This is a genomic window from Butyrivibrio sp. TB, from assembly GCF_900110805.1.
GTDB classification, from domain to species: Bacteria; Bacillota; Clostridia; order Lachnospirales; family Lachnospiraceae; genus Butyrivibrio; species Butyrivibrio fibrisolvens_C.
This window is the reverse complement of the sequence record NZ_FOER01000008.1, coordinates 39,077-63,866: the sequence shown is the minus strand read 5'-3', so window position 1 is coordinate 63,866 and position 24,790 is coordinate 39,077. Positions and strand designations below refer to the sequence as shown.

General features: G+C 41.3%; 23 protein-coding genes. All 23 read left to right on the top strand.

What is annotated here, in order from left to right:
* Positions 1–26: 26 nt before the first annotated feature.
* The 23 genes from flhF to ligA all read left to right on the top strand — a co-directional run bounded on the left by flhF (position 27) and on the right by ligA (position 24,753).
* Positions 27–1,433, top strand: a complete 1,407-nt coding sequence (gene flhF / locus BMX21_RS07020; RefSeq protein WP_092042745.1) for a flagellar biosynthesis protein FlhF — start codon at positions 27–29, stop codon at positions 1,431–1,433.
* Between the two features lie 45 nt (positions 1,434–1,478).
* Positions 1,479–2,411 carry a MinD/ParA family protein gene (locus BMX21_RS07015; RefSeq protein WP_092042742.1) on the top strand — a complete coding sequence of 311 codons (933 nt, stop codon included), beginning with the start codon at positions 1,479–1,481 and terminating at the stop codon, positions 2,409–2,411.
* A gap of 1 nt (position 2,412) precedes the next feature.
* The gene (locus tag BMX21_RS07010; RefSeq protein WP_092042739.1) at positions 2,413–3,129 is read left to right on the top strand and encodes a flagellar brake protein; all 717 of its coding nucleotides are present in this window, start codon (positions 2,413–2,415) and stop codon (positions 3,127–3,129) included.
* Positions 3,130–3,222: 93 nt separating this feature from the next.
* Entirely contained in the window at positions 3,223–4,308 is a 1,086-nt protein-coding gene (locus tag BMX21_RS07005; protein ID WP_092042736.1) for a protein-glutamate methylesterase/protein-glutamine glutaminase, read from the top strand.
* A 62-nt stretch (positions 4,309–4,370) separates the two neighbouring features.
* Complete coding sequence (locus BMX21_RS07000; protein WP_092042733.1) at positions 4,371–6,506, top strand: chemotaxis protein CheA; 2,136 nt, start codon at positions 4,371–4,373, stop codon at positions 6,504–6,506.
* Between the two features lie 5 nt (positions 6,507–6,511).
* Complete coding sequence (locus tag BMX21_RS06995; protein WP_022752847.1) at positions 6,512–6,997, top strand: chemotaxis protein CheW; 486 nt, start codon at positions 6,512–6,514, stop codon at positions 6,995–6,997.
* 149 nt (positions 6,998–7,146) lie between these two features.
* Positions 7,147–7,779, top strand: coding sequence for a chemotaxis protein CheC (locus tag BMX21_RS06990; protein WP_022752846.1), 633 nt, complete (start codon positions 7,147–7,149; stop codon positions 7,777–7,779).
* Positions 7,780–7,810: 31 nt separating this feature from the next.
* A complete protein-coding gene (locus tag BMX21_RS06985; RefSeq protein WP_092042730.1) occupies positions 7,811–8,296 on the top strand; it encodes a chemotaxis protein CheD in 486 nt (161 codons plus the stop codon).
* A complete protein-coding gene (locus BMX21_RS06980; RefSeq protein ID WP_092042727.1) occupies positions 8,293–8,802 on the top strand; it encodes a hypothetical protein in 510 nt (169 codons plus the stop codon). The genes BMX21_RS06985 and BMX21_RS06980 overlap by 4 nt, the downstream gene beginning before the upstream one ends.
* 75 nt (positions 8,803–8,877) lie before the next feature.
* Positions 8,878–9,648, top strand: a complete 771-nt coding sequence (locus BMX21_RS06975) for a FliA/WhiG family RNA polymerase sigma factor (protein WP_022752843.1) — start codon at positions 8,878–8,880, stop codon at positions 9,646–9,648.
* An 86-nt stretch (positions 9,649–9,734) separates the two neighbouring features.
* Entirely contained in the window at positions 9,735–11,339 is a 1,605-nt protein-coding gene (locus BMX21_RS06970; RefSeq protein ID WP_092042724.1) for a DUF342 domain-containing protein, read from the top strand.
* Positions 11,340–11,410: 71 nt separating this feature from the next.
* Positions 11,411–12,559, top strand: a complete 1,149-nt coding sequence (locus BMX21_RS06965) for a DUF6115 domain-containing protein (protein ID WP_092042721.1) — start codon at positions 11,411–11,413, stop codon at positions 12,557–12,559.
* A gap of 66 nt (positions 12,560–12,625) precedes the next feature.
* Positions 12,626–13,573, top strand: coding sequence for a hypothetical protein (locus tag BMX21_RS06960; protein ID WP_092042719.1), 948 nt, complete (start codon positions 12,626–12,628; stop codon positions 13,571–13,573).
* A 288-nt stretch (positions 13,574–13,861) separates the two neighbouring features.
* Positions 13,862–14,596 carry a 30S ribosomal protein S2 gene (rpsB, locus tag BMX21_RS06955; protein WP_092042716.1) on the top strand — a complete coding sequence of 245 codons (735 nt, stop codon included), beginning with the start codon at positions 13,862–13,864 and terminating at the stop codon, positions 14,594–14,596.
* 33 nt (positions 14,597–14,629) lie between these two features.
* Positions 14,630–15,583 carry a translation elongation factor Ts gene (gene tsf / locus BMX21_RS06950; protein WP_092042713.1) on the top strand — a complete coding sequence of 318 codons (954 nt, stop codon included), beginning with the start codon at positions 14,630–14,632 and terminating at the stop codon, positions 15,581–15,583.
* Positions 15,584–15,862: 279 nt separating this feature from the next.
* Complete coding sequence (locus tag BMX21_RS06945; RefSeq protein WP_022752837.1) at positions 15,863–16,690, top strand: septum site-determining protein MinC; 828 nt, start codon at positions 15,863–15,865, stop codon at positions 16,688–16,690.
* Between the two features lie 158 nt (positions 16,691–16,848).
* Complete coding sequence (minD, locus tag BMX21_RS06940) at positions 16,849–17,631, top strand: septum site-determining protein MinD (RefSeq protein ID WP_022752836.1); 783 nt, start codon at positions 16,849–16,851, stop codon at positions 17,629–17,631.
* A 30-nt stretch (positions 17,632–17,661) separates the two neighbouring features.
* A complete protein-coding gene (gene minE / locus BMX21_RS06935; protein ID WP_022752835.1) occupies positions 17,662–17,940 on the top strand; it encodes a cell division topological specificity factor MinE in 279 nt (92 codons plus the stop codon).
* A gap of 27 nt (positions 17,941–17,967) precedes the next feature.
* Complete coding sequence (locus BMX21_RS06930; protein WP_022752834.1) at positions 17,968–20,322, top strand: cation-translocating P-type ATPase; 2,355 nt, start codon at positions 17,968–17,970, stop codon at positions 20,320–20,322.
* Entirely contained in the window at positions 20,322–20,768 is a 447-nt protein-coding gene (locus BMX21_RS06925) for a MarR family winged helix-turn-helix transcriptional regulator (RefSeq protein ID WP_022752833.1), read from the top strand. Before BMX21_RS06930 ends, BMX21_RS06925 begins: the two co-directional genes overlap by 1 nt.
* Positions 20,769–20,986: 218 nt before the next feature.
* Positions 20,987–21,814 (top strand): adaptor protein MecA, encoded by an 828-nt coding sequence (locus BMX21_RS06920; RefSeq protein ID WP_027204215.1) that lies wholly within the window; start codon positions 20,987–20,989, stop codon positions 21,812–21,814.
* A 76-nt stretch (positions 21,815–21,890) separates the two neighbouring features.
* Positions 21,891–22,640 (top strand): pseudouridine synthase, encoded by a 750-nt coding sequence (locus BMX21_RS06915; RefSeq protein WP_022752831.1) that lies wholly within the window; start codon positions 21,891–21,893, stop codon positions 22,638–22,640.
* A 109-nt stretch (positions 22,641–22,749) separates the two neighbouring features.
* Positions 22,750–24,753, top strand: coding sequence for an NAD-dependent DNA ligase LigA (ligA, locus tag BMX21_RS06910; RefSeq protein ID WP_278304251.1), 2,004 nt, complete (start codon positions 22,750–22,752; stop codon positions 24,751–24,753).
* Positions 24,754–24,790: the final 37 nt, after the last annotated feature.

Here is a 24,790-nt window from a genome sequence, read left to right as displayed (position 1 = left end):
ATGATTGACATTAGGAAAAGAGGCCTATGATCATCAAGAAGTTTGTTGGTAAAACAGAAGAAGATGCCACGCAGCAGGCAAGAGATGAACTTGGTACAGGGATAGTAGTGATGAATGTCAGACCTGTGCGAAGAGTTGGCTTTTGGTCTTTTCTTCAAAAGCCCAAAACAGAGGTGACGGTTGCTCTTGAAGAAGAACCTGATCTGTCTGATAGAATAGTGCGCCCTAAAAAAAGTCAGATAACGCCTGATAAGGACAAGGAAACTACCGCTGTGGAAGAGCCTGTAGACATTAATAAAAAACTTGTCAAGGCAGCTCAGTCCGGTATACTTCCGCCTCTTAAAGTCGCTGGAGCCGATTCATTAAAACTTGCTACTTCCAATGCCGTTGCAGCAGAGAATGCCACGGCTTCTTCGGCTGTCCTTGAAAGGGCAGGAGTCACTGTTCCATCTTCCAATTCAGTTATTGAAGAAAAGCTTGACTCTCTTCATTCACTTCTTGAACAGAATATTGTGCGTCCGCAAAAGGATGCCGGGTCTTCTAAAGACGCTTTGGAACATAAAGAAAGCACGAATGCGTCTTCTAACAATAGTACTAATGTAAATTCCAAGGATGATCCTATTCCGGATGAGACTTTGTCTTTTATCAAGCTCTTATATAACACTATGATCGAGAATGAAGTTGACGAGCGCTATGTTAATGAGCTTACTGATGAAGCTCACAGATTTGCAAGGCCGGGTATACCGCTTGAATACTTTCTTAGCAATGTGTATCAGAAGATGATACTTAAGTTTGGCAAGCCTGAAGAGATCACTCCTTCTGAAAATGGCGTCAAGGCTGAAATATTTATAGGACCAACAGGCGTAGGCAAGACTACTACTATTGCCAAGCTTGCATCTAACCTGTCTGTAACAGCTCACAAGAAAGTTGCACTTATAACAGTTGATACATACAGGATTGCTGCTGCAGAGCAGCTTCGAACCTATGCTTCTATTCTGGAGATTCCATTCAGAGTCATCTATAGCGTAGAGGATATAAGGAAGGCTGCTGATGATTTTCAGGATATGGATTATATCATGGTGGATACAGCAGGACATTCTATTCACAATGATGAGCAAAAGAGTGAAGTGGGCAAATTTGTGGATGCACTTAAAGAAAAGATGGATACGGATACCTTCCTTGTAATGAGCGCATCTACCAAGTACCGTGATCTTTTAGAGATCGTGGATGCGTATAAAGAGGATTTTGACTACAAGCTTATTTTTACCAAAATGGATGAAACCGGTGCGGTTGGCAATCTCTACAATATAAGGCTTCATACCGGTGCTCCTATGTCTTATATCACAAATGGTCAGAATGTTCCTGATGATATTGCGGTATTTGACGCGCAGAGGGTTGTTAAGAGCCTTTTGGGAGGCAAAGGCACGCTGTGATCATAAAATGAGGCTTTAGGCGGTCAGGTATCCGGGGGATTGTGTATGCAGGATCAGGCTAGTCAGCTTAGGAATATTATAAAAAATGCAAATTCGTCAAGATCCAACAGACCTCTTGCCAGGGTTATAACCGTAACCAGCGGCAAAGGCGGTGTTGGCAAGAGTAATGTTGCTATCAATCTGGCCATTCAGTTTCGAAAGATGGGACAGAGGGTCATAATCCTTGATGCAGATTTCGGGCTTGCCAATATTGAGATCATGTTCGGGACTGTTCCTAAACATAATCTGTGCGATCTTATATATCAGGGCAAAAATATTAAAGAGATCATAACCTGGGGACCTATGGGCGTAGGCTTTATCTCCGGAGGTTCCGGGATATCGGGTATGTATAATCTTTCAAGAGATTATCTTGTTTATATAATAGTTAATCTTGCGGAACTGGATGCAATAGCCGATACAATAATTGTAGATACGGGAGCAGGTATCTCTGATGCTGTTCTGGAATTTCTGGTTGCAAGCGGCGAGATCATACTGGTGACTACTCCGGAACCAACATCCATCACTGATTCCTACTCACTTCTTAAAGCGCTTAATCACCATCCCAGATTTAGTAGGGAAGATACTGTTATCAAAACGGTCTCGAACAGAGTCGGATCCGAGGCGGAGGGCCAGCAGCTCTACCATAAGCTTAGTGCGGTTTCCAACAGGTACTTAAAGCTTCCTTTGACTTATCTTGGCTCTATTCCGCAGGACCAGCAGCTATCTAATGCTGTTATGCAGCAATCGCCTGTGTCGATTGCTTTTCCGAATGCAAAGTCGGTTAGATCATTTGAAAGTATTGCCAGAAATCTGAGCGGGGCTTTGGGCACTGAGCCGGAGGTACAGCCAAGAGGTATGGCAGCTTTCTTTTCACATATCATTAAGAGCAGAAAACTTGAATCTACCACAGCCGAGGCCGTGAGCGGCACGAAAGGATGACATGCTATCTGATTACATCATACCGGGAAACAGAATAGAACTTCAGACATATTCAAGTGGTTATAGTGACAACAGTGGTGATAGAAAATCTTATGCCAGCAAGATATACGATATCATATCCGAAGAGAGTATAGATGTCATGATGCCTATGGAGAAGGGACAACTTCAGCTTCTTCCTGTAGATGGTATCTATAACATCGTATTCTACTCAGACAAGGGGCTGCTTCAGTGCACTGGCAGAGTTGAGGACAGATACAGGTCCAACAATATGTATATTCTGACACTGGAACTTACAAGTCCGCTTTCCAAGCTCCAACGAAGAGAATATTACAGATTCAGTTGTGCTATTAATTTTAAATTCAGGAGCCTTTCGGATGAAGAGGATGAAGCTATTAAGGACAGTCCTTTTTTCTCAATAGATGAAGAACTTCCTATGGCTAAGGGTATGATCGTTGATATAAGCGGCGGTGGTATCAGATTTATAGCATCTGAAAGGATGGCCGAGAATACCAGGCTGTACATATGTTATCAGCTTCCTCAAAAAGGTGTTCTTAAGGATTACAGGATCATAGGACAGATACTTAAGACAAGAGAACTTGAGAACAAGCAGGGGAGCTTTGAACACAGAGTGAAGTATACCAATATAAATGAGGATGATAGAGAAGATATAATTCATTACATCTTCGAAGAAGAACGTAAAATGATGCGTAGATCATAAGAAGTACATCCCTGTACTTCTGGACATTTTCTTGTTACGTCCTGTAACGACGGGTAACTATAAACGTAATAAAGACAGAAAGTAGGCGAAAATATGAAAAAAATTTTTCTGGTTGATGACTCTGCACTTATGAGAAGCGTACTCAGTGATATCATTAATTCAGATTCGAAGTTTCATGTGGAAGCGACAGCCAGAGACGGTGTCGAGGCACTTGAAATGCTGAAGAAGTCGAATACATATGATGTCATGGTCCTTGATGTTAACATGCCCAAGATGAATGGCATCGAGCTTCTTAAGAAATTGAACGAAGAAAAGATCAGAATTCGCACTATGATGGCCAGCACTGATACTGTAGAAGGCGCCAAGGTCACAATGGATGCGCTGGAACTTGGAGCAATAGACTTCGTTCATAAGCCGGATAGAGCTTCTGCCTGCAAAGGAGAGGATTTTACCAAGGATTTCCTCACAACCCTTTGGAGCGTCAGTGTTTCAAAACTGCCTACAATTGTAAGTGTTAATAAAACTGATAAACCCGCCGATAAAAAGATTGATAAGCAGATAATACAGGCTGTTCAGAAGAATACAGCCAGTATATCCGGTAATAAGATCGTCGCAATTGCTTCATCTACAGGCGGTCCAAGAGCTCTTCAGGCGGTAATACCTAAGCTTCCAAAAAATCTCAAAGCACCTGTTGTTCTGGTGCAGCATATGCCGGTTGGCTTTACAGCTTCACTTGCTACACGTCTTGACTCTCTGTCCGAGATCCATGTCAAGGAGGCGGCAGAAGGTGATGAACTGCAAAGAGGAACCGTATATATCGCCAAAGGCGGTATACATATGCATATAGAGAAGAATGCTTCCGGTAAGTTTGTGATTCATTTTAAGGATGGACCTACAAGAGAAGGTGTTAAGCCAAGTGCCAATTTCATGTACGAATCACTTGCAAATTCTTCCTATGATGAAGTTGTATGTGTAGTCATGACCGGCATGGGAGCTGACGGAACTGAAGGAATCAAGAATCTTAAAGCAAGTAAAAAAGTGCATGTTATCTCTCAGGATGAAGAATCCTGTACAGTTTACGGAATGCCGAGAGCTGTAGCTACTGCCGGACTTTCCAATCAGGTGGTATCTTTGGATAAGATTGCACAGGAAATAGTAATGAATGTTGGTGTGACCTGAGGGTTGTATCTAAGGAACACGCCTTCATTCCATTGATAACTCTTCAAGGAGGGTAATAAAAAATGGATACTTCCCAATATCTAGGCGTGTTTCTTGATGAAGCTAAGGAACATATCCAGACTCTGAATGATGCTATTATGACTCTGGAAGATGATCCTACCAATGAAGACTGTGTCAACGAGATATTCCGTGCGGCGCATTCCATGAAGGGTATGGCTGGTACCATGGGCTATAAGCGCATGCAGCAGCTGACTCATGATATGGAAGACGTATTCTCTGATGTGCGTAATGGCACACTCAAAGTTGATACGCATATGACAGATACCTTGTTTAAATGTCTGGATGCTGTTCAGGAATATGTTGATAATATTGAGTCTTCTCAGGATGAAGGAACTGAGGAAAACGCAGACCTTATCAAGGCTCTTGCTGATATAAGGGCAGGTAAGTCCGGAGAAGATGCAGCCCCTGCAGCAGCTCCTGCAGCAGCTCCTGCTGAAAGTGCAGCGGCACCCGCGGCACCGGCAGCTCCTGCTGTAGCTCATGGGGACTGGCATCTTGTTCCTCTTGATGATAATGCCAAAGAAGCTATCAAGAAGGGTATTGCGGATAGCCGCAGAGTATTCGGTCTTACTGTCAAGATTCAGGATACATGTCTTCTTAAGGCTGCAAGAGCTTTCCTTGTAGTTAAGGGTCTTGAAGATATAGGTGAAGTTGTAGCTTCTGATCCAAGCAATCAGGATATAGAAGATGAGAAGTTTGAATTTACTTTCTCTCTTATAGTTGTAACTGATACAGATGATCCTGAGAAGGTTGCAGAGATTGCCAAGAACGTATCTGAGATCGAGTCTGTTGATATAGGTGAATTCGATCCGGATGCACCTGCAGCAGCGCCTGCAGCTGAAGCACCTGCACCTGCAGCTCCTGCGCCTGCTGCACCCGCAGCACCTGCACCTGCAGCTGCAACACCTGCTCCTGCACCTAAAGCTAAGCCTGCAGAAGCAAATAAGACTGCTGAAGCCAAGAAACCGGCAGGTAAGCCTGTTGTATCAAGAACTATCCGTGTTGATACAGAGAAGCTCGATTCCCTTATGAACCAGGTATCTGAGCTTATTATTGCCAAGAACTCGCTGATATCTGCTACAGAATCAGCAGGAATACAGAATAGTAATGTTGCTGAACAGATAGAATATCTTGAATCAGTAACAACCAACCTTCACGAATCAGTTATGAAAGTACGAATGGTTCCTATTGAATCCGTACTTCAGAAGTTCCCTCGTATGATCAGAGATCTTACCAAGACTCTTGGTAAGAAGATGGAACTGACAATGACCGGTGAAGAGACAGAAATGGACCGTACTGTTGTAGATGAGATTGGTGATCCGCTTATGCACCTTCTTAGAAACAGTGCAGACCATGGTATCGAAGATGCAGAGACAAGACTTGCCCGTGGTAAGGATGAGACAGGACAGATTTTCCTTCATGCTTATCAGGATGGTAACTCAGTTGTCATCGAAGTTGGTGATGACGGTAATGGTATCGATGCCAATGTTGTCAGAAACAAAGCTGTTGAAAAGGGTATCATGACCCGTGAAGAAGCTGACGTTCTCACAGAACAGCAGGCAATAGAGCTTTTGTTCCACCCGGGATTCTCAACTGCCAAGCAGGTATCTGAGATTTCAGGTAGAGGTGTAGGTCTTGACGTTGTTAAGAGTAAGGTTGAGTCGTTGTCGGGTACAGTTACTGTTAATACCAAGCTCGGAGAAGGATCCACCTGGATCATCAGACTTCCTCTTACACTTGCTATTATCCAGGGTCTTATGGTTGAAGTCGGCGGCGAGAAATATGCTATTCCGCTTGATTCTATTCAGTCCATTGAGAACGTTCCTGTATCGGATATCAAATTTGTATCCAATAAAGAGGTTATCAACCTTAGAGGCAGTGTAACAAGACTTATCAGAATGAATGAAGTTCTTGAGAATCAGTCAACCAACGATCCTAATGAAGATATGATCGTTGTTATCACTAAGCGCGGCGATCAGCAGGTTGGTCTTGTTATCGATAAACTTGAGGGTCAGCTGGAAATCGTTATCAAGCCTCTTGGTAAGTACATGACAAAGTGCAGATTCATCAGTGGTGCTACTATCCTTGGTGATGGTGAGATCGCACTTATTCTTGATACCAATCAGATTGGAGGATAATAATAATGGATGCACTCAGAGATACACAAGATATAGGAGAAATTGTTCAGTATATTATCATCAAGCTTGCTGATGAGCAGTATGGTATCGACATCAAGTATATAGATAATATTGTCAGAATGCAGAATATTACAAGAGTTCCTAAGGTTGATGACTATTTCAAGGGCGTTCTCAATATCAGAGGCGTTATCGTTCCTGTAATGAGTATTCGTATCCTCATGGGAATGGAAGAGGATGTTATCACCAACAAGAGCCGTATCATCATCCTTAAGATCGGAGATGAAGGTGAACTTCTTGGCATCATAGTCGATCAGGTCAACCAGGTTCTTAATATCGGTTCTCGCAACATTGACAAGCTCTCATTTGATGAAAAGACCAAGAAGACCAATGGAAAGTTCATCTCAGGAGTAGGTAAATACGAAGGCGGACTTGTATCAATTCTTGATCTGACCGCACTCGATCCTGAAACTGCAAAAGAAAAGAAAGAATAACGATATAATATTAAAATTAAAATGAAAATGTGATACTATATAAAGAGAGAACGAAAATAACAAATAGTTCTCTCTTTATATAATACATGGAAGTACATCCATTCAATGATTCCTTTCCGGGAAGCTTTTAAAGATCAGGAGGGTACGATTTGGCTGATTTAAGTCTTGATGCTCTTTCCGAGCAATATTACGATGTGCTCAAAGAACTTGGCAATATCGGTGCAGGCAATGCAACAACAGCCCTTGCACAGATGCTTGGTGCCAAGGTTGATATGTCAGTTCCCAGTGTAAAACTTCTTGAATTCAAAGATGTAGGCGACTGTATGGGCGGTGCGGACCAGATTATGGCCGGTATTTATCTACGCATGGAAGGTGATGTAGATGGCTCTATCATGTTCCTTACCGGACAGAAGGAAGCCAGATATCTTGCTAACAAACTTATCATGCAGGACAAGCCTGAAGATGAACCATTTGACGAAATGGAACTTTCTGCTCTTAAGGAAATCGGTAATATCATTACCGGTTCATATCTAAATTCCCTTGCTACAATGACAAACTTGAAGATGATTCCATCGGTTCCTTATGTTGCCGTTGATATGGCAGGTGCCATCCTGTCAGTTCCGGCTATCGAATTCGGACTCATGGGAGATAAACTTCTTCTTATAGAAAACCGTTTTTCAGATGATGTTCAGATAAGCGGTTACTTTATTTTACTACCGGATATTGATGGTTATAAGAAAATCCTTGGGTCCCTTGGAATTGATGTTTCCATGTTTGATTGAGGATATAAACAGTATTTTATGAGGATTATGCATGTCTGAAATAATAAAAGTAGGGATGGCTGATCTGAATACTTGTAAAGCCCCGGATGGTATTACGACCCTTGGTCTTGGCTCTTGCTGCGGTATAGCGATACGAGATCCTGTTACCAAAATCGGAGGCCTTGCGCATATAATGCTTCCGGATTCGACGGAGATCAGGAACAATAATAATGTTCCGAAATTCGCTGATACAGGTATCAGAGAACTCGTAAAACGCATGGAAGCTCTTGGTGCGTCCAAAAGCAGGATGGTTGCCAAAATTGCCGGCGGAGCTACAATGTTTGCATTTCAATCTGCAAGCGCCAGTATGCATGTAGGCGATCGCAATGTTGCAGCTTCTTTAAAGACGCTCAAAGAACTTGGTATCAGAGTATTATCGCAGGATACAGGTCTTAACTTTGGTAGAACGGTTATTTTCTATCCTGAAACGGGTGACTATGTCATCAGAGCTGTCGGTAAACCGGAGAAGATCATATGAGTGATGAAGATATCGATGTTCAAGGCGAAGAGACAATGGACGAAGGCCCTGATGAAGAAGAGATAGTAGATGATCATCCTGAGATGTGGAAAGATCCCAGGGTTGAGAATATCATAAGAGTCATTCGCAAAAATGAAAAAGCCAAGAACAAAAACGAGATCATCAAGGTCAATTATAAAGTTTTGATAGATCCTAAAACAAAGCTGATAGCTCCTTTTGTTACTTTGTTTGGGTCTGCGGTTATTGCTATTTTTACATTCTTTGATAATATGCCCACTGCCAGATGGTACATCGTAGTATTTGCTTCCATGGTTCTTTTTCTTTTTTTTGGAGCAGTACTCCAGAATATGGTGGAAAAATATGAAGAAGAGGCGGTAAAGAACTGGATTGACAGAAGACTGGAACAGGAACGCCTGAAAGATGAGGAAAAAGCAAGGAAAGAGGAAGAAGCTTTGATTGCTCAGGCGAAGGCAGCGGTAAAAGAAGAAGAGGATCTTTTTTTCTAGTATATTTTTTATTTAATTCATTCTATAAATATAAGATTATGCTCATAAATACTAGAACATGGGGGTAAGCGCTACATGGATGAAGCAGCAAGAATCAAGTTATGGAAAGAATATGAAAATTCAAAACTTCCCGAAATAAGAGAAAAGCTGATACTTGAATATGCTCCGCTTGTAAAACTGGTTGCGGGCAGACTTTCTATGTATCTTGGGTTTAATGTCGAGTATGATGACCTTGTAGGCTATGGCATATTCGGCCTTATCGATGCTATTGACAAGTTTGATACTTTGAAGGATGTCAAGTTCGAGACATATGCATCTCTTCGTATCCGCGGAGCTATCCTCGATCAGATCAGGAAGATGGACTGGATTCCCCGTACTATAAGGGATCGTCAGAAAAAGATAGATATAGCCATCAAAGAGGTTGAGGCAGAGAGCGGACATGTTGCGACTGATGCCGAGATAGCCAAGAAGATGAATATCTCTGAAGAGGAATATCTTAATTGGCAGAGCCAGATGAAGGTCACAGGTGTCATATCCCTTAATGAGTTTATGGAACAGGGATCAGATGTACCTGAGGATCGTAATCATGGTGCCAGATTTGATAAGCCCGAGGAAGTTATTGAGAAGGCAGAACTCAAGAAAATGCTGGGAGAAGCCTTGGAATTGCTCACAGAAAAAGAACGAAAAGTTATCCTTTTGTATTATTACGAAGAGCTTACTTTGAAAGAAATCAGCAACATTTTAGAGGTTTCGGAATCAAGAGTATCGCAGCTTCATACTCGTGCTCTTCAGAAGATGCGAGGCAAGATGGGCAAGTACATGGGTATTCTGACAGATAGAGCGTGATAACGAGATCCATAGACGATAGTATTGACATATGCCTTTTTGAGGCGGTTTTATATACTGGAATTTCAGGAGAATATATTGATCTTATGAACGGATATTTTCAGCTTGTTATAGGCAAATCCGGTACAGGTGTCAGGGTTTTTGATGCAACAGACGGCTGTGCGGAGGTTACTACAGGTGAGATAACTGAATATCTGGACAGAAACAGGATCGGCTATGATATTCTGGCTGTTAATGAAGCTGTCAAAAAAAAGGGTGCTGAGCCTGTTTATTTTACTCAGAATAAGGTGAATCCTGTTAGAGAACAGTATGTTATGACTATAGCGCAAGATCAGATGTCTGTGTCAGTTCGTTTTTATCCGCCTTCTGAAAATGTTAGCGGCGGGGAGCCTGGTCAGCTTACTGATTCAAAAGAAGTTATAGGCGATCTGGTGCTTAAAAAGATCAGGTTTGGCGTCGACAAGGATGCTATTGATAATTTTTTTTCTAATAGAGAATATTGTAAGGACATCGTCATCGCAAGGGGTAAGCACCCAAGAGATGGCAGCGATGCTGTTATAGAATATAAATTCGGAACCAGTAAAAAGCCTCGTCCATCGCTCAATGAGGACGGATCGGTTGACTATCATAATCTTAATATCATAAATCACTGCAAAGAGGGTGATCTTCTTGCTGTCCTGACTCCTGCGGATATGGGGGACTATGGGACAAGTGTTTATGGCAATCAGGTTAAGCCCAGGAGTGTTAAGGTTAAAAGCCTTCATTTTGGACAGAATGTTAAGCTTTCGGAAGATAAGCTTACAATTAGTGCTGAAAAATCCGGGCATGTGTCGCTTCAGGATGGTAAGGTTGTTGTGTCCAACGTCCTTAACCTTAAGAATGTGGATGTTGCTACAGGCAATATTGATTATGACGGAAGCGTGGCTGTTGCCGGTAATATTGCCTCAGGATTCAGTGTTAAGGCTGGTGGCAATATTGAGGTCAAGGGCACTATCGAAGGTGCTGTACTGGAAGCCGGAGCTGATATAATCCTTGAAAGGGGTGTCAATGGAGCCGGAGGCGGTCTCATAAAGGCCGGAGGCAATATTGTCACCAAGTTCATAGAAAATGCAAAGGTTGTTGCAGGCGGAAGCGTTAACGCAGAATCCATCCTTCATTCTGATGTGCAGGCAGGGACTGAGGTTAATGTAACCGGCAATAAGGGATTTATAGTAGGTGGCCATGTGATAGCCGGAGAGAGCATAAACGTCATAACTATAGGCGGTGAGATGGGAACCACCACAAGGATTGACGTTGGAGTTGATCCTTCGCTCAAGGTAAGGATCCGCGATCTTATGAAAGAGATAGGTGAAGAGAACAAGAACCTGCAGCAGATCAGACCTACTATAGATGGAATTGTAAAAAAACTTCAGGCAGGAACGGTTCTTGCTCCTGATCAGGCAGCTTATGCCAAGAAGCTTATGGCTATGAAGGCTCAGCTTGAAAGTGATATTAATGAAAAATCAGAGAATCTGATGGAGCTTCAGGATACGCTATCACAGACTCATAATGCATATGTAACAGTTAATGGAATATGCAACGCAGGAACAGTCATAACAATCGGGGAATTGTCCATGACTGTAGATAAAGCCGTTAAGTACAGCAAGTTTGTTGAAAAGGAAGGAGACGTAAGGGTAGCGCCTCTTGACTGAATGTTTAGTAATATTTTTTATGACTTGGGTTATGCCTTTGTTTTTCCATAAACAAAGGTAAGGAGGACTTGATGGGAATTGGTGTTATCATTTTACTTGTAGGCGGAGTGGCTGCTATAGTTCTTGGTTTTATCCTTCCTATAGGCAAGGAGCTTGAGAAGGATGATCAAAAATCTATGGAGTCTGCCGTTGCGCAGGCTGTTCATAAGACGATCGAAAAATCCCACGATAAAATTCAACAGCAGATAGATGATACGATTGAGGAATCTCTTATTAAGACAGAGAGAGGACTTGATCGTATTACCAATGAGAAGATGAGTGCTATCAGTGAGTATGCTGATACTGTCATGAATGATATCCATAAGAATCATGATGAAGTTATGTTCATGTATGATATGTTGAATGACAAGCAGAAAAATCTCACTTCTACAGTAGATGAAGCTGCCAAGGCTCAGGAGAAGGTCAACCAGACGGTTCTTGATGCAGAGATAACGGCCAGGCAGGCAAGAGAAGCTGCCACTAAAGTCAGCATGATGGCTCATGGAATAAATCCCGGATCAGCCAATATAGCGCCGCCTGATTCTAATTCTGCAGCAGGATTTTATGATGCGGCAACACCTCCTGTTTCTTTTCACAATGCTGCAGCTTCCAATTTTTTTGAAAATCTAGGAATTGATGGCTATGAACTTGATGGAACTGTAAGTGGTATACAACAGGCCAGAGCTGCTACTGATAGAAATAATAAAAAGGCAGGAAGCTCCGTATTTGGCGATGTAAGAGCCGGTAAATCATCTCCTGGAGCAGATCAGAACATGTTTGACGGAATAGATGCCAAGAGTTCCGGGTTTGCACCTCTTGGAGCTACGCAGCATCTGTCCAGTGAGGATCTTGATCAGCAGTTTGCAAGAGTATTTGGAAGTACTGATAATAACGAAGAAGACTATAGCGCACTCACAGATGAGATGGAAGCAGTTAGGGCTATAGCTGCAGCTACAACAGATCCTGTATCTGACAAGGTGATCCCGATAGCAGATGCTCAGCGCTCTGTAAGAGAAGATGATGATGCCGGTGAGCAGGCTCGTCAGAACAATAAGATCATGGAGATGCATGAAGCCGGAAAATCCAACATTGCGATCGCAAGAGAGCTTGGACTTGGAGTTGGCGAAGTAGGTCTTGTAATAGAACTTGCTCAGAAGAATAAGAGAAAAAGACAGATTTAGCATTGGTAAACTCGTCCGTTTTTGAACAGCTTGCGGCACATAGCCTCTTAGCTTGAAAGGAGGAGCATGAAACTAAAATTATATTTGCGAGGTCTTGGGATAGGTCTTTTGATAGGTGCTTTGGCACTTTTGATATTCGGCGGTGTTGATATAGGAAAAGGGTCTGAATCTGATTCAGACAATGCTACAGTACTTGTGACACCGGTGGAGGAAACTGATGAAAGCAAAGAAAGCGAAGGGACACTTTACGCTACTGCGTATCCTTTGGATGCTTCTGCCACTTCGCAAGCGGGCAATGAAGTATCTGAAGAAGGAAAAGAAGTATCTAAAACGATCGACGATGAACTCACTTCGACAAGTGACTCTATTTCGAAAGAAGATAGCGAAGCTGAAGAAGCAATATCGCAGGCACTATCAAAATCAAGCGATGCCAAAGCTAATGAACAGGCCGGAGAGTCTAAATCAAGCGATACTTCAAAAAATAATGAACAGGAGATTGAAACCGAGGACGGCGAAGCCTATGCTGTAACGGACGATAGTAAGAAGAATAGTGATACAGCTACCGACAATGGTCAAGCTGATACTTCTAAGAAAGATGATACAAAAACAGATACTACAAAAACAGATACTACAAAAACAGATACTTCGAAAGCAGGTAATACAGATTCAGATGTAGTGGGCACAGATACAGCCGGTTTGAGCGAAGGTCAGACAAGTACGGGAGACTCTGATACAACAGAATCAGGAACAAACAGTACTGATACTACAGCTTCAAGTCAGAATACTTCAGGAAGTGATCAGGCAGGTCAGTCTGTAGTAGTCCAGATTCCTGGAGGAAGCGACTCGGCATCTGTCTGCAGAGTGCTTCAAAATGCAGGCGCTATAGATGATGCGGCGGCTTTTGATGCATATCTTGTATCGAGAGGTATAGACAGATATATAAGATCCGGAACCTACTATATTACCGCAGGTTCCTCATATGAAGAGATAGCAAAGCTCATCACCGGGAGGTGATGGGCTTTTTTGTGATCTTGTTTTAATATATGTTTTTTGCTTATTTTACTCCTAAATATGCAAAAAAGCCTTGCATAAGCTCTTTGGTTGTGTTAATGTAATAGAGCTGTGGAAATTTCATGGGATATTTATGTCCTCATGGATTTCTACTATAACAAATCAATCACGTATGTCTGTTATGCTTTCGGGTGCTGCATTGCAGTTGGAAGCTGATCTCTCCGGGGCACGACGCCGCCACGGAACTTAGAGTAAAGATGTACGGAAGAATAACCAAATGGAGGTAATATCATGAGCGTTGTTACAATGAAACAGTTACTTGAAGCAGGTGTACACTTCGGACACCAGACAAGAAGATGGAACCCTAAGATGGCTCCTTACATCTTCACAGAGAGAAACAATATTCACATTATCGATCTTCAGAAGTCAGTAGGCAAGGTTGACGAAGCTTACAAGGCAATCTTCGAGATCGCTGAGCAGGGCGGTACAGTTCTTTTCGTAGGTACTAAGAAGCAGGCTCAGGATGCTGTTAAGGAAGAAGCTCTTCGTTGCGGTATGTACTATGTTAACGAGAGATGGCTCGGCGGTATGCTTACAAACTTCTCTACAATACAGTCAAGAATTCAGCGCATGAAAGATATCGAGAGAATGCAGGCTGATGGAACATTCGAAGTTCTTCCTAAGAAGGAAGTTGCTGGTCTTAAGAAGGAGCTTGATAAGCTTCAGAGAAACATCGGCGGTATCCGTGATATGAAGAGAATCCCTGATGCAATCTTCGTAGTAGATCCTAAGAAGGAACACATCTGCATCCAGGAAGCTCACGCACTTGGAATCACACTTGTTGGTATCTGTGATACAAACTGCGATCCTGAAGAGCTTGATTACATCATCCCTGGTAACGATGATGCTATCCGTGCAGTTAAGCTTCTTGTTGGTAAGATGGCAGACGCTGTTATCGAAGCTAAGCAGGGTGCTGAGAATGAAGTACCTGCAACTGAGGAAGCTGAAGCTCAGGACGCTGAATAATTTTTCATTATCGAAGAGAAGGAGAATAAAACAATGGCAGCTATTACAGCAGCAATGGTAAAAGAATTACGTGAATCAACAGGCGCAGGAATGATGGAGTGCAAAAAGGCTCTTTCTGCTTCTGATGGAGATATGGATGCAGCAGTTGAGTTCCTCAGAAAGAACGGTCAGGCTAAGGCTGAGAAGAAGGCTAGCCGTATCGCTGCTGAGGGTCTTACAGCAGTAGCTGTTAAGGATGAGAAGACTGCAGCAGTTGTTGAAGTTAACTCTGAGACAGACTTCGTTGCTAAGAATGAGAAGTTCCAGGCATTCGTTAATGCAGTAGCTACACAGGCAGTTAATTCTGATTCTGCAGACCTTGATTCTTTCATGAACGAGGCATGGAATGAGGATTCCAGCAAGACTGTTAAGGAAGCTCTCGTAGAGATCACAGCAGTTATCTCTGAGAAGATCGATATCCGTCGTTTCCAGAAGCTTACAGCTTCTGAAGGTATCGTTGTACCTTATGTACACGGTGGCGGACGTATCTCTGTTCTTGTAGAAGCTAAGACAGACGTTGTTAACGATGCTATCAAAGAAGCTCTTCACAACGTTGCTATGCAGGTTGCAGCTCTTGCTCCTAAGTATGTAGATATGAACGATGTTCCTGCAGAATACAAAGAGCACGAGAAGGAGATCCTTCTTGCTCAGGCTACAAAGGAAAATGAGGAACTTCCTGAAGAGAAGAGAAAGCCTCAGCAGATCCTTGAGAAGATGCTTATTGGTCGTCTTAACAAAGAGCTTAAAGAAATCTGCCTTAACGAGCAGGTTTATGTAAAGGCTGAAGATGGCAAACAGACAGTAGCTCAGTATATCGCACAGGTTGCTAAGGCAAACAGCGCTGATCTTACTATCAAGAGCTTCGTTCGTTTTGAGACAGGCGAAGGCATTGAGAAGAAGCAGGATAACTTTGCAGAAGAAGTTATGGCTCAGGCTGGACTTAAATAATCAAAACTTTGTTTATCAGGGCTCCGGTTACAACCGGAGCCTTTTTATTTCAAGAGATATTTGATGACTCATAGGCCTGTATTTATAGTATTGTGACGGTTTTGGGACTTAATGGGTATTAATGTATCTCGAATTTACTGAACTTTAGCTATAATTATTATTATAAAGTCAATATATATCGGATTCTCGATTGCCTGAATTTGATTAATGAGTTAAAATATTAAGTGCATCAGTGGTTTTTATATACTGACAGCATGGTATTGAAATGAGGTTTTAGAAATGGCACAGCCAGTTTCTATTAAGGGGACAAAATCAGGTATCATTCTGGTACTTGATGAAACAATTCCTTTTATTCAGCTTAAAGAATTAATTGAACAAAAGTTTATAGAGGCTTCATCCTTCCTGGGTCATTCCAGTATGGGACTTATAGTACGAGGGAGAAGGCTATCAGATGCAGAAGAGGCTGAGGTCCTTGATATAATTTCAAGAACTACTCAGCTTAACATTGTCTGCATACTTGATGAGGATCATCCGCTTGATGCAGCTTTTACTAAGATGGTATCGGGCGCTGTATCTTCGGAGAATTCTTATAAAGAGCAGGTTCAGCCACAGGCTATAAGACCTGAGCTGTCAGGAGAAGAAAGACAGCAGCTGATGGACCAGGCTTATAATGAAGCTTATCAGGCAGCATTTGAACAGATTGGTGATGCTAATGCCAGAATTCATGTTGGTAATATTCGTTCAGGACAGGAGATCATATCTCAGCATTCTATAATCGTCTTTGGCGATGTTAATCCTGGTGGAAGCATTGTATCTGCAGGATGCATATTTGTATTCGGAGCTTTAAAAGGCAATGCATTTGCCGGAGCAACAGGCGATCAGAACGCATTTGTAGTTGCTACTGATTTTAAGCCTCTTCAGGTTAGGATTGCTGATGCTATAGCTGTATCTGAAGATGAGACGGTTTCTAAATCCAAAAGGCTTCTTAGAAGGAAAACCGGCAAGAATACAGTATCAGGTCCTGAAGTTGCATACACTTATCAGGGAGCTATTGCAAGATCAGAATTTAATAGCAAATATCTTAGAAGCAATCAGTTCTTTAAGTGATATTTTATGCAATCGATGTTTTAGAATTATGGATTTTGCAAGTATCAAGGATACATTTGCTGATCTATAACATGTTTTAGGTTGTTTTACTTGATTTGATCCTTTATGGATCAGATCAATAGATTTTAATAAAATTTATTCTTTGGAGGAAGGCTACAATGGGAGAAGTTATAGTTGTTACATCTGGTAAGGGAGGCGTAGGTAAGACCACAACTACTGCCAATCTTGGAACCGGTCTTTCACTACTTAACAAGAAGGTAGTTCTGGTAGATACAGATATAGGTCTTCGTAACCTTGATGTTGTACTTGGACTTGAGAACCGTATTGTTTACAATCTTGTTGATGTTGTTGAAGGCAATTGCAAACTTGCACAGGCTCTTATTAAAAATAAGGATAATTCAAATCTGTATCTTATTGCAGCTGCACAGCAGAGAGATAAAAATGCAGTTAATGAAGAACAGATGAAAAAGCTTACAGCAGAGCTTAAAGAGCAGTTTGATTATGTTATCATTGACTGCCCTGCAGGTATAGAACAGGGATTCAAGAATGCCATTGCAGGTGCTGACAAGGCAGTTGTTGTTACAACTCCTGAGGTATCAGCTGTACGTGATGCAGACAGAATCATAGGACTTTTAGAGGCCAATGAGATGAAAGATTCTCAGCTTATCGTTAACAGACTCAGACCTGATATGGTAAAGCGTGGCGATATGATGAGTGCTGACGACGTTGTAGAAGTTCTTGCAGTTAATCTTCTCGGAATCGTTCCTGATGACGAAGACGTAGTAGTTGCTACTAACAGAGGTATTCCTCTTGCAGGTAACGGTAAATCACTTGCAGGTCAGGCATATATGAATATCTGCAGACGCCTTAATGGAGAGCAGGTTCCTTTCCTGGATCTTGAGTCTAAAAAAGGATTTTTCAGCAGATTATTCAGCAAATAATAAACTACCAGGTGGAAGGGGAGACGTACAATGAAACTGTCAGATTTGTTCAAAAGAAAAAGTTCAGGTGACGTAGCAAAAGACAGGCTTAAAATGGTTCTTGTCTCTGATCGTGCTAATTGCTCACCTGAAATAATGGAGCGTATTAAAAGCGATATCCTTGAAGTACTTTCCAAATATGCTGAGGTAGATAAAGATCAGCTGGATATTCATATTACTCAGATGGAGACGGATGAAACCGGAGCTAACAGTGTACCGGCATTATATGCTAATATTCCGATCCGAAATATTCATCATACGGCAAAGTAAGGATTTTACTTGCCTGAAAGGCTATTTATGACAGGACTTACTGCGCAACAGGCGCAGGACAGATATATTCGAGGCTATGGCAATACACAGATAGATAATGCTCAGAAGTCTACGAAGGATATCTTAAGAGAAAATATATTTACATACTTTAACTTGATCTTTACGGTGCTGGCGGTTTTACTTATAATCGCCGGCTCGTATAGGTCATTGACTTTTTTGCCGGTTGTTATTGCCAATACTCTGATCGGTATTTTTCAGGAGCTTAAAGCTAAAAAGGTTCTCGATAACCTTTCTGTCTTGAATGCTCCCACATGCCAGGTTATAAGAGATGGTGAAGAGATCACAGTTCCGATACAGAATCTTGTAATAGATGATGTTATCGTACTAAGAAGTGGGAATCAGATTCCTGCTGATGCGGTTGTTATATCCGGAGAAGTCAATGTTAATGAGGCGCTGCTTACCGGTGAAGCTGATGAGATCAACAAAAAGGTCGACAGTGAGCTGATGAGTGGTAGCTTTGTTGTGAACGGACTTTGCTATGCCCGTCTTATCAGAGTGGGTGAGAAGTCCTATATCTCACAGCTGACCTTGAAAGCCAAGAAGATGGAAGGTGGCGAGCAATCTGAGATGATCAAATCCATTAACAGGATAGTCATCTTTTCTGGTATTGCCATTATTCCTGTTGGTATCACACTTGTGTGGCAGAGCCTTTCGCTAGGCAATGATTTTAGCGAAAGTATAGTTTCCATGGTGGCTGCTGTTATTGGAATGATCCCTGAGGGTATGTACCTTCTTGTGAGTCTGGCTCTTGCCATGAGTGCAGTAAGACTTGGTATGAATCAGGTTATGCTTCATGATATGAAGAGTACAGAGACACTTGCCAGAGTAGATATTCTCTGTGTTGATAAAACCGGTACTATTACAGATAACTCGATGCTTGTCTGTGACATTATACCTGCAGAGGGCAGAAGTGAACAGGAACAGACCGGTGATCGTATTCGTATGTCTGAGTACATAGAAGCGCTTCCTGATGATAATATGACCATGAAGGCGCTGGCAGACTATTTTCCGTCTATGGGCTCAGGAGATTGTGTATCTAATCTGCCTTTTTCATCTGTAAGGAAGTATTCAGGTGTACAGTTCAATGATAAGACATATGTTCTTGGTGCTCCTGACATTATCCTTCAAAAAGATTATGACAAATACAAAGGTCTTGTAAATGAATATGCCTGCAAGGGACTTCGCGTAATTGTTTTTGCTGAGTATAGTGAAAATGAAAGCAGTGTCCCTGTCCCTGAAAATGGTACAGCTGGCGGTAAGGTAACTCCTGTGATGTTTGTCCTACTGCAGAATCCCCTTCGTGAGAATGCTGCAGAAACCTTTGCTTATTTTAAGAAGCAAAGCGTAGAAGTAAAAGTTATATCTGGTGATAATCCTGTGACAGTCTCGGAAGTTGCAAGACAGGCCGGGATACAGGGTGCCGAGAAATATGTGGATGTTCGTTCTCTTGACGATGAGAAGCTTAGTGAAGCGGCTGTAAAGTACACTGTATTTGGTCGTGTACAGCCAGAACAGAAGCAGAAACTTGTAAAGGCACTTCAAAAGGCCGGACACAAGGTGGCAATGACAGGTGACGGTGTTAATGATATTCTAGCCATGAAAGATGCAGACTGCTCTATAGCTATGGCGGCCGGTTCCGAAGCAGCTATGCAGGCAGCTCAGGTAGTCCTTCTGGACTCTGACTTCTCTCATATGAAGCAGATTGTATCTGAAGGCAGAAGAGATATCAATAATATTACAAGATCCGCTACATTGTTCCTTGTTAAGAATATCTTTTCGTTATTATTATCGATATTTGCTATTGTGAGCCTGATGACTTATCCGCTTCAGGCATCTCAGGTTACATTTATTAGCATGTTTAACATAGGAATACCTGCCTTCTTCTTTGCGTTGGAAGATAATACAAAGAAAAGCTCCGGATCTTTTATGGTACATGTCCTTATGAAGGCACTTCCTGCTGCGATTACAGATTTTCTGGCAATAGCAGCTCTAGTCTTATTCGGTGAGACTTTTGGTGTATCAACAGAGGATATTTCGGTAGCGGCTACATTCGTTATGACGATTGTCGGTTTTATGATACTTATTAATATCAGTTCACCTATGAATAAATTCCGCACAAGAGTCATATTAGGGTGTATTATAGGTATGATATTTGCAGCGGTCGTATTTAGTGACCTGTTCGCAATTACGTATGTTTCTAAAGAGTGCATAATGCTCTTTGTACTCTTTGTAATTGCTACAGAGCCGTGTATGCGTTACCTTACAATGCTGTGTGAATGGATAGAAAACAAACTCAAAAATAGAAAAAGGAAGTCAAAATAATGTCTGAAGAAAAAAAATATGAAGCATTAAAACTTGAAAACCAGTTATGTTTTCCACTTTATGCTTGCTCAAAGGAAATAGTAAGGTCTTATAAACCTTTCTTGGACAAGATTGATCTGACTTATACTCAATACATTACAATGATGGTTCTGTGGGAAAAGAAGAAAGTTAATGTTAAAACTCTCGGAAAATGTCTTTTCCTGGATTCCGGTACACTTACTCCTGTACTGAAAAAACTTGAATCAAAAGGTTTTATTAACAGGGAGCGAAATGCTGCTGATGAGAGAAATCTTGAAGTGACTATAACACCTGCGGGTGAGAAACTTAGAGATGAAGCTCTTTTTATTCCTGAGAATATAGGCTCATGTGTTAAACTTACATCTGATGAAGCTAAGGAGCTTTACAGACTTTTATATAAGGTTATTGGTAATATTCGAGAAGATTGAAACTTTTTTGATAATATATACAGCTATAATATGTGGTTTGATAGGATATGTATTTAGCTTATAAAGTAATACTTTCAATTGGCTTTATAGAAGATTAATACTTCTTTGTTCAAATAAGATGTGTGTTATGATATACTGTTTAAAAGTTTTTGATTTATATAAGCATTATAAGTTAGATTATTGAAAGGTTATAGGCCGCAGGGGACGGCAGGTATTTTATGAAGTTTAATCGCGTTGATGATACACGTGTTGAGTGCATAATATCCGAGGAGGATCTTGAAGAATATGGTATTGGCCTGCAAGATCTTCTTACTAAGAAAAAAGAGGCTATGGACTTTCTTCGTGAAATTATAGAGAAAGCTGAAGAAGAGGTTGACTTTAAACCTATTGATGGTGCAATGATGCCTATGCAGGTGACAGTAACTCCTGATAAGCGTATATCCATCACTCTTAGCGAGGATCCGGATGGTACGATTCAGGATCTTCTTGAAAAGCTTACTAAAGATGCAGGAATCAGATTCCCTAAGAACTTCCTTGAAGAGCTGGGAGATGCTCCTGAGCCTGAGAGAATCGAGCGTATCAATGAATATCTTCAGCACCTTCACGAAGTAAATGATGAGAAGAATGATATTATAAATAATACATATTCTAAAAAAGGATCTGATATCAAGAATGCCGGTGGAAGATTATCACAGATTCGTGAAGGCAAAAGAAAACGTAATTCTTTTGCTCTTGGAAGACTTGAATCAACCGGTTTTGTATTTTCTTTTAAGAATATGGCAGATGTAATAAGGTTTTCACACCTTATTAAAGGCAGGATCAGAATGCAGACCAGTCTTTACAAGAATCTTAAGGACGATCTGTATTATATGCATTTTGAAAAGGGTACAGATAGTGTTGTTCACTTTGCTTCTGTATTTACTATGGCTTATGAGTTCGGAACATATATTACAAGCAGTCCTATCTATATTGCTAATGTTGAAGAGAGTTATGAGGTTATCATTAAGACCAAGGCGGTTGATACACTCAGAAACTTTACAGTTTAATATTCAGTTTGAATCTCTTGGATATTTTTTGAATCTGTTAGATTCAAACTGAAAATAGTTTTGAATGGAGATTTATATGAGTCACAAGGACGAGAGCGAACAGGTAAGGCTTAACAAATATATTGCACAGTGCGGAATTTGCTCTCGCAGAGATGCAGATAAGATCATCGAAGAGGGACGAGTATCTGTTAATGGTCAGCCTGCTCTGGCAGGTACCAAGGTTAATCCCGGAGATGTAGTAAAAATTGATGGCAAGAGAATAAAGCTAGTTACAGATACCAAGGTATATGCATATTATAAGCCTGAAGGAGTTGTATGTACTCAGCGCGATGCTCATGCGCAGCGTACAGTTGCTACAGAGATCAAAACTCCTGTCAAGGTCAACTACGCAGGACGATTGGATGCTAATTCAAGCGGACTGCTTATTTTATCCAATGATGGAGAACTCATCAATAGAATGATGAAGTCATCCAACAATCATGAGAAAGAATATGTTGTAAGGGTTGATAAGGAAGTTAATGGCGCTTTTCTGCGTCAGATGGCTGGTGGAGTATACATTGAAGATCTTGATGTTACTACAAAAAGATGCAAGGTCGTTAAGACCGGAAGAAATTCATTCAGGATCATCCTTACTCAGGGCCTTAACAGACAGATCAGACGTATGTGTAAGGCTCTTGGCTATAATGTAAGAGAACTTATGCGTATCAGAGTATTAAATATTGAGCTTGGCAGCATGAAGCCTGGAGAACTTAGGGAAGTTACAGGAAGAGAGCTTACAACGCTTTATTCAAAGTGCGGACTTAGGAAAGATACTGCATCTAATTAACCTGTGTTAGATGCAGTACAAAATTATAGAATAAAAGATATATTTATTGAATGTTGGCCAGGGATATGGGCCTTTATTTCATTGGATATTGATAAGAGAGGACTAACCGTTGGGAGAGACTAATTTAATACAAGAATACAATAAACTGTGTGAGACTATTAAGTATCACATGGATCGTTACTATAATCAGGATGCTCCGGAAATAAGCGATTATGAATATGATCAGCTTATGCTTCAGCTTAAAGCTGTTGAAAAAGAGCATCCTGAGCTTATATCTAAGGATTCACCTACAAGGATCATAGGTGGTTCTGTCAAGAGAACTGCAGGTGTTACAGTTGAGCATGATGTTCCTATGCTCTCTATTCAGGATGTCTTCTCCAAAGAAGAAGTACTTGAATGGGTTCACGACGTAAGAGCTATGCACCCTGATGTGCGCTTTTGCGTAGAGCACAAGATAGACGGACTTTCTATGAGTATCCGTTATGAAAATGGTAAGCTTACACTTGCAGAAACCAGAGGAGATGGCCTTATTGGTGAAGATGTTACTTCCAATGCCATTGTTATACCGGATGTTGTAAGAAGTATATCCTCTGAGTTTAATTCGCTTGAAGTGCGTGGCGAAGTATATATGAGTCATGAGGATTTCGACAAGACCAACAGGATTCAGGAAGCTCATGGCAAGAAGACTTTTGCTAATCCCAGAAACTGTGCTGCGGGTACTCTGAGACAGCTTGATAGCGGAATGGTAAGAGAACGTGGCCTTTCTATGTTTATTTTTAATATACAAAGATCTGATCCGCAGATAGCTTCTCATTCTGAAGGCCTTGAGAAGATGAAGGCTCTTAAGATGGCTGTTGTCCCATCTGCAGTCTGCGTAACAGATGATGAGATCCTTGCACAGATTGATGCTATAGGAGAGTCAAGAGGATCTCTCCCGTATGATATAGACGGCGCTGTAATTAAAATCGATCAGATAGCCTATAGAGACGATTTTCCGGCAGGCTCCAAGTATTCAAGTGGTCATATTGCATATAAGTATCCTCCGGAAGAGAAGGAAGCTGTTATCAAAGATATAGAGCTGTCAGTTGGTATGACAGGAAGAGTTAATCCTACAGCGGTATTTTCTGAAGTCAGACTTTGTGGTACTACAGTTTCAAGAGCTACTCTTCACAACCAGGACTTTATCGACAATCTAGGTATTGGTATCGGAAGAACAGTTCTTGTATATAAGTCAGGCGAGATCATTCCTAAGATAAGAAGCGTGGTAGCTTCTAAGAATCCTGCTGATTCTGTGACATTCAAGATTCCTGATGTCTGCCCTGTATGCGGTGGCAAGGTTGTAAGAGAGCCTGATACAGCGGATATGATCTGCACTAATGATGACTGTCCTGCCAAGCTTGAAAGGCGTATCATCAACTTTGTAGGTCGTGACGCCATGGATATAAAAGGTTTTGGTGAAGAGTATATCAGAACCCTTATAGAGAACGGCTACCTTCATGATATAGCTGATATATATCTACTCAAGGACTATAGGCAGGAACTTATTGAAAAAGGTCTTATAGGCAAAGAAAAGGGCACTGATAACGTTCTTAATGCGATAGAAGCTTCTAAGTCCAATGAACCTTTCAGACTGCTTACAGGACTTTCTATACCAAATGTAGGAAAAACATCGTCTAAGACAATAATGAAAGCTTTTAACAGTATAGACGACCTTATGCACGCGAGAGTTGATCAGCTTGTTGAAGTTCAGGATGTGGGAGAGACTACAGCACTTTGCATCCATGACTTTTTCCATAAAGATTCTAATATAAGACTTCTTGAAAGACTTAAAGAATATGGTCTTACTTTTGATATGGAAGTTGTAGAATCTTCAAGTGAACTTGCAGGTCAGACATATGTTATAACCGGAAGTCTTGAAAAGTTTGCCAACAGAGACGCTATGGTAGCATTTATCGAAAGCCATGGTGGAAGCGTATCTGGAAGCGTATCCAAGAAAACTTTCGCACTTATCAATAATGATATTGCTTCTAATTCAGGCAAGAACAAGAAGGCCAAAGAACTTGGAATTCCGATCATAACTGAAGAAGAGTTTTTATCAAAAGTTCAGAGTTAATGAAGGTATAGCAAAAAAATATATGCGGTATTAAAAA